The 617-nt window shown below is 62.9% G+C and carries 1 protein-coding gene; it reads left to right on the top strand.

The window, feature by feature from the left end:
* Window positions 1–199: 199 nt before the first annotated feature.
* Window positions 200–617 (top strand): MipA/OmpV family protein (locus tag EN939_RS37025; protein ID WP_164751641.1); only part of this gene is annotated, 418 nt, incomplete at its 3' end.

Here is a 617-nt window from a genome sequence, read left to right as displayed (position 1 = left end):
TCATTGTCGCGGTCTCCATCGAGGGCTGCGGAATACTGCGGATGGAAGGTAATCCGGGCACGGGCCAACGTCCAGTCGATGACCGGCAGCGGGACCGCTGCAAAAGCGCGAGCGTATGTCTCGGGTTTAAATCAAATTTTACCAAAGGGCCGTCAAAGCTGTCATCGGTAATCGTGTGTGTCGTGTTAGTGGAGTGGCCATGAGTCCGGTCGGAAGAATCTCTCTGGTGTTGGCCGCTGCGGTGCTGGGCGGAGCGGGCACTGCCCATGCGGGCGAGGGCAGCTGGCTGTCCGGCGACTGGTATCTGACCGTAGGTGCCACCGGCATGGTGGCGCCGAATTTCGAGGGCGGCAAAAAGTACCTGCTCAGCGCCTCGCCGATCATTTCGCTGGGCAAGGCCGGACCGGCGGCCCGCTTTGTCTCGCGCAACGACAACATCTCGCTGGCGCTGGTCGATGATGGCGGTTTCCGCGCCGGCCTGACCGGCAAGTTCCTATTTTCCCGCGATGATGACAACGCCGATGAGCTGAAGGGCCTCGATCCGGTGCGCTGGGGCGGGGAAGTCGGCGGCTTCTTCGAATTCTATCCGACCGACTGGCTGCGCGCCCGCGCCGAGC

It is taken from the genome of Mesorhizobium sp. M7A.F.Ca.CA.002.05.1.1 (assembly GCF_003998335.1).
In the GTDB taxonomy this organism is placed as follows: Bacteria; Pseudomonadota; Alphaproteobacteria; order Rhizobiales; family Rhizobiaceae; genus Mesorhizobium.
This window is presented reverse-complemented; position numbering and strand designations above follow the sequence as displayed.